The sequence below is a fragment of the Methanobrevibacter sp. genome (assembly GCF_045603845.1).
GTDB lineage: Archaea > Methanobacteriota > Methanobacteria > Methanobacteriales > Methanobacteriaceae > Methanocatella.
The window spans coordinates 41,521-47,782 of the sequence record NZ_JAZUMY010000040.1; the positions used below are offsets into that span (position 1 = coordinate 41,521).

The following is a 6,262-nucleotide window of genomic DNA, read 5'->3' on the forward strand; positions in this document are numbered from 1 at the left end:
TTTTAATATCTTCAATCTTATATTAGTATTATGAGGGAAATACTTGAAAGATTAATCAATGAGGAAATAGATTTACAAACGGCAGAAAACATGATAAAGTCAAATAATATTCTGGAAGTTGATGACATCGCCAAATTCGACTCAAAACGCCAAAACAGAACGGGCTTTCCGGAAGCCGTATTTTCCCCAAGTAAGGACTATGAAGACCTGCTGTTAATCATTAAAAAGTATTTTGAAAGCGAAAACCCTCAAAACCTGATTATTACAAAATTGTCCTGGCAAAGATATGAAAAGCTCCAAAAGGATCTGGACTATCTTGACGATTTCATTTTCGACTATAATAAAAGAGCACAAATACTGGTTATCAAAACAGATGAGAATAAATTCGAACCTGTTGCAAAAATTGGTATTATAACCGCCGGGACTTCAGACATAAACATTGCCGAGGAGGCAAAGGTCATTGTTGAGGAAGGGGGATGCGAAGCAATTACATCCTATGATATCGGAGTGGCCGGAATCCACAGATTATTCCCTCAAATCGCTCATATGATAAAGGAAGGCGTTGAAGTGCTTATCGTATGTGCCGGAATGGAAGGAGCACTTCCTTCAGTCGTTGCAGGGCTTGTCGACATTCCTGTAATTGCCGTTCCCACATCAGTCGGATATGGCGTTGGCGAAGGGGGACGTGTCGCTTTGGACGCAATGCTTCAGTCATGCGCTCCGGGAATCGCAGTCGTAAATATAGACAACGGTTTTGGAGCTGCCGTATTTGCATTAACTATCGTGAAAAGTAGATAACATGGAATATGAAACTTTTGACCCGGAAATACATGATTCCAGACATGTTGCAACATTGATATATGATGTTGATTTCAGAACATTCGACAGGCTTTTCAAATCCAGCGACAAGGCAATTGATGCAATCGAAAAGAATTTGAGAAAGGAAAAGTGCCTGAAAGTTATCCTGGATGATGGGGAATTAATAGGCATGCTGTTGTTTTACACTTCAGATATCCATCATGAATTTCGCCTTAAGCATTATAAACTGTTCATAGTTGACATTTTAGACCATTTCGTATTGTCAGACATTAAAAAGGGCGATTTCTATCTTGCCGAGATAGCTATTGATAAGGACAAAAGATCAAAGGGATATGGACGACGTGTAATTCATGACGTCATAGATTATGCCAGAAAAAACAGCTACAAAAGAGTGACTCTGGATGCTGATTTCAGAAATACGAAAGCAAAGGCGTTGTATGAAAAATTAGGATTTAAGGAATTCAACAGAAAATCCTTTTTAAAAAGAGGAATGCATAATATGGAGCTTAGACTTTACGAGGAAGCCTTCTGATTGCATCATATACTCTCATTGAATTGTTCTTATCGCGGAAAAGGAAATAATTTTCAATACGCTGCTTATAAACGTCTTTCAATTCACAGTCGCTTTTCATGTATTCGATGATTTCATTTACCAGTGTGTCCTCGCTGCGGCAGATTTCACCAAAACCCATTGTATCGTAATTGAAATAGCTTTCATTAATGTTGAAATGATAATCTCTGCTGTACTGGTAGTAGATTACAGGTTTGTTGAGATAGGCAAAATCAAAAGCCACTGAAGAGTAATCCGTTATCAGAAGAGACCCGTGATTGAAAGTGTCCTGATATTTCTCATGGTCATAGTCGATTTTAACGTTCTCATTTCTGTCGAAGAGATTTATGTAATCGTAGACGTTAGGATGGGGTTTAAATATTATTTCATATCCGTATTGCTTAGCCGCTTCAATCAATTTTTCATTGTTTATAAGTGAATTGAACTTTTTGAAGTATTGGGAGTTCAGAATCACTTCATTGGATTTGAACTTGAGGTATCTTCTCCAGGTAGGCATAATCAGAATCTGTTTTTTATCTTCCTTTCTTTCCAGTTTGTCAAATCTCGGAAAACCAAGCAGTTTGACAACTTCCTTTTTATAGTTATACGGATATTCAAAGATTGATTTGTATTCATATTTTGAAGATGTCAGAAACATTGCAAGGTGCTTGTCGTATTCGTTAAGCCATGATGAAACGTTGTCCTTGGTAATTCCGTGCTGTAAAAATATGGTTGAGGATTTCAAAAGCCCTGCAAAGTAAGGGTAGTTACCCCAGAATGGATAGATGATGTTGTTGTCAGGGTGTGATGTAACAATCTTTTCAGCATAAAGTGCAATGAAACGATGTTTTATTGACTTGTAAGGTATGACCTTGCCTATTTTTTTCACTTCATCCCAGTTTTTGCTGTCCCTTTCCAAGATGAAGAATTTTTCTATTTCAGGATCCCTGTCCTGGGCATATTTGAAAAGCTGTATTGCATTGTCATCGGCAATGTTTGGCAAATCCATAAACAGCCAGATTCTCTTGTGTCTGAAATAGGGATAAGCCAACAGATATAACGTTCTTATAGGCACTCCTGTTTTATATCCTTTCTTATGATTTTTAAGCATTCTGTAAATTGTTTTTATTTCCTGCTTAACCCATTCGCGTGAATTTCTTTTTTTGACAATGATTGTGTTGTTTTCAAGAGTTGAAATGTAGTCTCTGGTTTTTGCATAACCTACGACGTTTGAAAAGTTGCATGGCCTTGAAAATTCTATCAATAACTCGGTCTTGTCTTTAGTGGATTTGAACTTTATTTCATATTTATTTTCAATTTTCAGTGGAATTTCAACTTCAAATGAATAATTTGTACAGTATTTATGACTTAAGCTATATTTGTCCCTTTGGGGAAACTTAAGTTCATGAACGTCCAGCCTTTCATCGTTGACATAGATTTCAACGCTGTTGTCAAACATGGTCGGCAGATTAGCCAGAATATGCAGTCTGCTGTTGACAATTTCATAGACGTCAATGTAAACAGTATTCAGTTTCAGCTTATCGATAATGTTTTTTGTAATTTTTCCGTATTTGGAGCCTTTTCTATACCGCTTGTACTTGAAAACCAGTATGTGGGCTTTAAGAAGGTTAGTTATGTTTTTCTGATTGTATATCACTTCATCATCAATGTACTGGATTATGTCAAAGAGTTCCTCATGGAGATTTTCGATTTCGGGTCTTGTCAGGATGTTGTTGACTGAAGATATGTCAAACAGCCACTGCAGGTCATACATTAATGTATACTGGATAAATTGGGGAACTTCATCATACTTTTCAATGCTTTTCAATATCAGAAACTTGAAATAAAAATTCAGGCGGCTTGTAAAAAACTCCTTTTTGAGAGTTGAATTGTCAATAAGTGATGATTTTTCTTCCCTTTTTCTATAATAATACTTTCCACGATTGCACAAACCAATTTTGGGATAGTCAAGAAGAATCTGGTTAATGAACACCACGTCTTCCGACGTTGTCAGATCCGGATTGAACTTCAGGTCTCCGATAGCTTCCCTTTTGAAAAAACAGGATGATGCGGACAGCTGGACATATTCAGGATTTTTCAGCAGATTGACTACCTTTTCCTCTTCGTATTTAAAGTTAAGCGGATGTTCGCCGGTTTTCTCACCAAAAAAGTGTATTGGTATGGAAACCAAATCAGCGTCATCATGCACGCTAAAAAAGTTTAAAACACCGCTGAGAGTATATCTTGAAATATAATCGTCGCTGTCAAGAAAATTGATGTACTTTCCGCTGGCCTGCTTGAGGCCAATGTTTCTTGAGTATGATGCACCCATATTCTTTTCGTTATTGATATAGATGATGTTTTTAGGATATTTGGCCTTATATTCCTGACAGATTCTGCCTGTATTATCAACACTGCCGTCATTGATAAGAATAACTTGAACATTGTCTTCAAAGTCCAGGGTTTGGTTGATTAAACTGTTAATGGACTTTGAAATCCATAAGTCTGAATTGTAAGCAGCAATAATTATGGAAAACTCGAATTTTTTCATCAACAGCCAACCCTGATAAAAATAAGCTATTTTCTTCTCCTTTCGAATTCCTCGAAGAGCTCGTCGATTTCAACGCCCTTGTAAACGAGCAGCAGCATCGTGTGGAAAATCAAATCAACTGATTCGTAAACAAGATTTTCGTCATTTTTACTGGCTATTAGGACTTCGCCTGCCTCTTCAGCTATCTTTTCAAGAATCTTATCTTCAGCTCTTTTGTCGCTGTCCTGCATTATATTTGAAGTGTAGGAATCAATCGGATTGTCTCTTCTTCCTTCAAGGACTTTCCAAACTTCCCTTATTATCTCATCATTCGCCATGAGCTTCACTGTCCTGGATGCTTTCTGTAATTGCAATTAACGGGTGTTTATCATCATCGATAATCTTAATGTCTTCAAATCGTCTGATTCCGGCTTTATCTGCAGTTTTTTCCATACCCAATTTGATGTCTCTGCCCAAATCGACAACGTATGAATCAACGGTTTCACAGCCCATCTGCTTTGAGGCGACTGCCCTGTGGTGGCCGTCAACCAAAATCCATCTGTCTCCGGTTTTAACTACAATGGCAGGTTCCGCAAGACCCATCTTCAATTCATAGGTTCTGCCTTCAAGTTCATCCGCATAAACCCTGTCCTGGGTAGGCCTTAACTTTTCAGTAGGAACTTTCATTCTTCTTAATGTGGTTTTGATGCCGTACAGCTGTTCCATGGTATTTTTAAAGTAATCCACCTTATTCGGAGTTGACCTTTCGATGTGTGAGCGGACCATATCAGTATTTGTGATGATTCCAACCAGCGCTCCCTTTTCGTCAACTACGGGCATTCTGGAGATTCCCCTTCTAAACATTACTCTGGATGCATCGTTGATTGAAAGGTTTTCATTGGCGACAACCAGTTTTGTACTCATTATTCCGCTTACATACTCCTGCCAGTCCTTAGCAACAATATCGAAAGCGGTCACCATTCCAACAAGTTTTCCGTTTTCAACTACAGGATAACTGTTGTGGTGGCTTTCCTTCATTAGAGTAATTATCTGTTCTGTTGGAGTATCTGGAGAAACGCTGATAACGTTTTTCGTCATATAGTCTTTTACAAATGATTTTTTTGCTGCCATAAACTAAGCCTCTATTCTATGTTTTCTTTCAATAGCTTAACGGTTTCGCCAGGATCAGCTTTTCCACGGGTTATTCTCATTACCTGTCCTACAAGGAAGTTGATTGACGCTTTCTGTCCGTCAAGGTAATCCTGAACTGCTTTAGGATTTTCATCAATTGCCTGTTTTACTGCAGCCAATACCTCATCGTCTTTTACAACACCAAGCAATCCTAATTCCTCAGCAATCTGTTTAGGTGAATTTTCATTGTTTGGCATCTGCTCGATGATTCTTTGACCTGCTTTGGTGGTTATTTCTTTATCCAATAACATTTTCAAGAGTTCAACCAAGCTTTCAGCGCTTATTTCACTGTCCGCATAATCAAGCTTGTTATATGACAATACTCTTTTAAGTTCGTCTCTCATCCATTTGGCTGCAAATACTGGGTCAACTTCTTTTGCAACCTCTTCATATGCAATAGCCAAATCAAGCTCTGAGGTCAGTACCTTTGCGGATTCCTCATCGATGCCGTAATCATTAACGAACCTTTCCACTTTGTGGTGAGGAGCTTCAGGCATGATGTCTTTCACTTTTGCAATCAGTTCATCAGGAATTTCCATTGGAGGTAAGTCTGGATCAGGGATGAATCTGTAATCGTCAGCATCCTCTTTAAGTCTCATTCTTGTGGTAATCATCTGTGATTCGATGTAGGCACGGGTTTCCTGCTGGATTTCAACTCCTCTTTTGATAAGGTTTTTCTGCCTTACTATTTCGAATTTCAAAGCTCTGTATGCTCCTTTGATGGAGTTAACGTTTTTCATTTCCACTCTATTTCCACCATTTAATGAAATGTTAACGTCTGCTTTCATTGAATTTTCTCCACGTGCAGCACCACTGTATTGTAAAACACGAATAATTTCTTTTAAGAAGTTTCTGGCTTCTTCAGGAGACCTTATATCTGGTTCGGTAACAATTTCTACTAAAGGAATTCCTGAACGGTTGAAGTTAACAATACCTCTGTCCGGTTTGTATTGGCCAGGATCTTCTTCTATGTGAATTTCTCTAATTCTAATTCCGTTCAATTCACCTTCATATCCGATAGGAACAGATGTTCTTTGATATCCTGAAGATAAATCCGGATAATCATAATGTTTTCTCATAAAATAAGTAAAACCTTGATCTATTTTACAGTTCAACATCAATGAAATCATTAATGCATTTTCAATAGCATGTTGGTTAGTTGGGTGTGGTTT

Annotated in this window: 6 protein-coding genes; 2 read left to right on the forward strand and 4 right to left on the reverse strand. The window is 37.9% G+C overall.

Annotation, left to right across the window (positions count from 1 at the left end; genetic code table 11):
• The first annotated feature begins 30 nt into the window (after window positions 1-30).
• A complete protein-coding gene (gene larB / locus ACKI2W_RS03710) occupies window positions 31-798 on the forward strand; it encodes a nickel pincer cofactor biosynthesis protein LarB (RefSeq protein WP_407379359.1) in 768 nt (255 codons plus the stop codon).
• Window position 799: 1 nt separating this feature from the next.
• A complete protein-coding gene (locus tag ACKI2W_RS03715; RefSeq protein WP_407379361.1) occupies window positions 800-1,351 on the forward strand; it encodes a GNAT family N-acetyltransferase in 552 nt (183 codons plus the stop codon).
• Here ACKI2W_RS03715 and ACKI2W_RS03720 read toward each other — a convergent pair.
• The 4 genes from ACKI2W_RS03720 to gatB form a co-directional block, all read right to left on the reverse strand.
• Complete coding sequence (locus ACKI2W_RS03720) at window positions 1,326-3,920, reverse strand: CDP-glycerol glycerophosphotransferase family protein (RefSeq protein ID WP_407379363.1); 2,595 nt, start codon at window positions 3,918-3,920, stop codon at window positions 1,326-1,328. The two genes, ACKI2W_RS03715 and ACKI2W_RS03720, sit on opposite strands and share 26 nt — an antisense overlap.
• 26 nt (window positions 3,921-3,946) lie before the next feature.
• Window positions 3,947-4,237: a phosphoribosyl-ATP diphosphatase gene (gene hisE, locus ACKI2W_RS03725; protein WP_407379365.1), complete on the reverse strand. Its 291-nt coding sequence runs from the start codon at window positions 4,235-4,237 to the stop codon at window positions 3,947-3,949.
• Entirely contained in the window at window positions 4,227-5,030 is an 804-nt protein-coding gene (locus ACKI2W_RS03730; RefSeq protein WP_407379367.1) for a CBS domain-containing ParB/RepB/Spo0J family partition protein, read from the reverse strand. Before ACKI2W_RS03730 ends, hisE begins: the two co-directional genes overlap by 11 nt.
• An 11-nt stretch (window positions 5,031-5,041) precedes the next feature.
• A partial coding sequence (gene gatB / locus ACKI2W_RS03735; RefSeq protein ID WP_407379369.1) for an Asp-tRNA(Asn)/Glu-tRNA(Gln) amidotransferase subunit GatB occupies window positions 5,042-6,262 on the reverse strand: 1,221 nt, incomplete at its 5' end.

Excerpts from the sequence above, each read along its gene's own strand:
- larB (WP_407379359.1), top strand. The coding sequence starts at position 31 with ATGAGGGAAATACTTGAAAGATTAATCAATGAGGAAATAGATTTACAA.
- ACKI2W_RS03715 (WP_407379361.1), top strand. The coding sequence starts at position 800 with ATGGAATATGAAACTTTTGACCCGGAAATACATGATTCCAGACATGTT.
- ACKI2W_RS03720 (WP_407379363.1), bottom strand. The coding sequence starts at position 3,920 with ATGAAAAAATTCGAGTTTTCCATAATTATTGCTGCTTACAATTCAGAC.
- hisE (WP_407379365.1), bottom strand. The coding sequence starts at position 4,237 with ATGGCGAATGATGAGATAATAAGGGAAGTTTGGAAAGTCCTTGAAGGA.
- ACKI2W_RS03730 (WP_407379367.1), bottom strand. The coding sequence starts at position 5,030 with ATGGCAGCAAAAAAATCATTTGTAAAAGACTATATGACGAAAAACGTT.